Origin of the sequence: Flavobacterium sp. LM5 (genome assembly GCF_002017945.1) — a bacterium.
GTDB lineage: Bacteria > Bacteroidota > Bacteroidia > Flavobacteriales > Flavobacteriaceae > Flavobacterium > Flavobacterium succinicans.
On record NZ_MUFX01000043.1, the window covers coordinates 1 to 3,168 of the forward strand.

Annotated in this window: 3 protein-coding genes and 2 pseudogenes; 2 read left to right on the forward strand and 3 right to left on the reverse strand. The window is 28.6% G+C overall.

Annotated features, from left to right (window positions below):
- Window positions 1–291, forward strand: a pseudogene (locus tag BXU11_RS17175) (hypothetical protein); the annotation flags it as partial.
- Window positions 292–1,006: 715 nt separating this feature from the next.
- The gene (locus BXU11_RS17180) at window positions 1,007–1,624 is read left to right on the forward strand and encodes a glycosyltransferase family 2 protein (protein ID WP_078213386.1); all 618 of its coding nucleotides are present in this window, start codon (window positions 1,007–1,009) and stop codon (window positions 1,622–1,624) included.
- On the opposite strand, the gene BXU11_RS17185 is transcribed toward BXU11_RS17180, so the two are convergent.
- The 3 genes and pseudogenes from BXU11_RS17185 to BXU11_RS17195 form a co-directional block, all read right to left on the reverse strand.
- Window positions 1,549–2,025, reverse strand: a complete 477-nt coding sequence (locus BXU11_RS17185; protein WP_189318564.1) for a glycosyltransferase — start codon at window positions 2,023–2,025, stop codon at window positions 1,549–1,551. The two genes, BXU11_RS17180 and BXU11_RS17185, sit on opposite strands and share 76 nt — an antisense overlap.
- Window positions 2,012–2,176, reverse strand: a complete 165-nt coding sequence (locus BXU11_RS18645) for a glycosyltransferase family A protein (protein ID WP_078213388.1) — start codon at window positions 2,174–2,176, stop codon at window positions 2,012–2,014. The genes BXU11_RS17185 and BXU11_RS18645 overlap by 14 nt, the downstream gene beginning before the upstream one ends.
- Before the next feature lie 715 nt (window positions 2,177–2,891).
- Window positions 2,892–3,168, reverse strand: a pseudogene (locus BXU11_RS17195) (hypothetical protein); the annotation flags it as partial.

The window sequence follows — 3,168 nt, forward strand, 5'->3', positions numbered from 1 at the left end:
CAAGAACAAGTAACTATGACATTGCAAGAATTTCATAAAGAAACTGATGAAATGGTTTTCAGCACAGCTTTTTATGAAAGTGAAGTTAATAGAGAAGTTAGAGTTTTTGGAAATATTGCACACATTTGGAGTACTTATGAAACACGATTAGAAAAAGATGGGAAAGTTGAAAGAAGAGGAATAAATAGCATTCAGCTAATTTTTGACAACAATCGTTGGTACATTATCTCTTGGATATTTAGTGGAGAAACAGATAAAAATATGATTCCGAAAACATTTGACAGAAATTAAAAAACAGCCACTAACACACGCTACAAGCAAGCTGGGCAATTGGCTAAATGAAAAGTTGGTTTTGTATTTGTGATGTTTAGTCATAATCGAAAAATAAATCATACTTTATCCCGAAACCCGCTGTAGTAGAAGTACGCTAGAGGGTAACTTAAAAAAAAAATTAACTCATGAAAAAATTTACTTTAATATTACTTGGATTTGTTTTACAATGCTTAGGAATTACTTTTATGTTATACGGCCTTAATAATAATCGTTTTTTATTATGGACGGGATTATCAATAGTGTTTATTGGATTTGCACTAATAATTGTAGGAGTAATTTTAAATAAAAATAAAACTAAATAATTTGCATTCAACATTTCCCCAAAAAGTGTGTAATTTGATTTTAAAGCTAATTTTTTAGGTATTTGTTGAAAAAAAAAAATTAAACATATCAATTTTCAAGACTATTTTGGTAGTAGTCATCACTTTTTCTTTGTGTTTATTAACATACTATTTTACTTTGTTTTGGGTCGAGGTGATACCTGTTTTTTGGTGGTTGGCAGTTCTTTTATTCCAATAAAAAAAACAAAGCATGTTTACTATGTCAATAGATTCATATCTGTACAATCAAAATAAACTAATACGACCAAATAGAGGTTAAAGAAAAAAGTTTATATAAAATGAAATTCAGAGAAAAACTCTTTCCTTTGCGTCACAAATAAAATTACAATACTTTGGAAAGTATAGAAAAGATAGAAATCACCGTTTTTATTGCATTATTTAATTCCGAAAACTATATTTCTGACACTATAAAAAGTGTACTGAATCAAACATTTACAAATTATGAAATATTGATTATTAATGATGCTTCTACAGATAATAGCGTTGCAATAGTTGAAAATTTCAATTCTAAACGAATACGATTAGTACACAATTCGGAAAATAAAGGAATTTGTTTTACTCGTCAACGAGGTGTTGAGGAAGCTAAAGGGAAATATATTGCCATTTTAGATGCTGATGATATTGCTGAAAAGAATAGGCTACAAATTCAATATGATTTTTTAGAGCAAAATCAAGAATTTGCAGTCTGTGGAACAAATACAAAGTTTATTGACGAAAACTCAAATCCTTTGCAAGATGAATTTATTGTCAATACTAACTATGATGAAATAAAACTAAAGTTACTATTTGCCAATCAATTTATTAATTCGTCAGTACTAATAAGAAAAAGTGCGATAGAAGAAATAGGGGGTTACAAAAGGCATGCCGCAGAAGATTATGATTTATTCGTAAGGTTAGCCAAAAACTGTCTAAAGTCGCTGACTTTAGACCAGTATTTGGCTAACTTATAGAATTCATAATCTTCTGCGGCATGCCTTTTGTAACCCCCTATTTCTTCTATCGCACTTTTTCTTATTAGTACTGACGAATTAATAAATTGATTGGCAAATAGTAACTTTAGTTTTATTTCATCATAGTTAGTATTGACAATAAATTCATCTTGCAAAGGATTTGAGTTTTCGTCAATAAACTTTGTATTTGTTCCACAGACTGCAAATTCTTGATTTTGCTCTAAAAAATCATATTGAATTTGTAGCCTATTCTTTTCAGCAATATCATCAGCATCTAAAATGGCAATATATTTCCCTTTAGCTTCCTCAACACCTCGTTGACGAGTAAAACAAATTCCTTTATTTTCCGAATTGTGTACTAATCGTATTCGTTTAGAATTGAAATTTTCAACTATTGCCAACGCTATTATCTGTAGAAGCATCATTAATAATCAATATTTCATAATTTGTAAATGTTTGATTCAGTACACTTTTTATAGTGTCAGAAATATAGTTTTCGGAATTAAATAATGCAATAAAAACGGTGATTTCTATCTTTTCTATACTTTCCAAAGTATTGTAATTTTATTTGTGACGCAAAGGAAAGAGTTTTTCTCTGAATTTCATTTTATATAAACTTTTTTCTTTAACCTCTATTTGGTCGTATTAGTTTATTTTGATTGTACAGATATGAATCTATTGACATAGTAAACATGCTTTGTTTTTTTTATTGGAATAAAAGAACTGCCAACCACCAAAAAACAGGTATCACCTCGACCCAAAACAAAGTAAAATAGTATGTTAATAAACACAAAGAAAAAGTGATGACTACTACCAAAATAGTCTTGAAAATTGATATGTTTAATTTTTTTTTTTCAACAAATACCTAAAAAATTAGCTTTAAAATCAAATTACACACTTTTTGGGGAAATGTTGAATGCAAATTATTTAGTTTTATTTTTATTTAAAATTACTCCTACAATTATTAGTGCAAATCCAATAAACACTATTGATAATCCCGTCCATAATAAAAAACGATTATTATTAAGGCCGTATAACATAAAAGTAATTCCTAAGCATTGTAAAACAAATCCAAGTAATATTAAAGTAAATTTTTTCATGAGTTAATTTTTTTTTTAAGTTACCCTCTAGCGTACTTCTACTACAGCGGGTTTCGGGATAAAGTATGATTTATTTTTCGATTATGACTAAACATCACAAATACAAAACCAACTTTTCATTTAGCCAATTGCCCAGCTTGCTTGTAGCGTGTGTTAGTGGCTGTTTTTTAATTTCTGTCAAATGTTTTCGGAATCATATTTTTATCTGTTTCTCCACTAAATATCCAAGAGATAATGTACCAACGATTGTTGTCAAAAATTAGCTGAATGCTATTTATTCCTCTTCTTTCAACTTTCCCATCTTTTTCTAATCGTGTTTCATAAGTACTCCAAATGTGTGCAATATTTCCAAAAACTCTAACTTCTCTATTAACTTCACTTTCATAAAAAGCTGTGCTGAAAACCATTTCATCAGTTTCTTTATGAAATTCTTGCAATGTCATA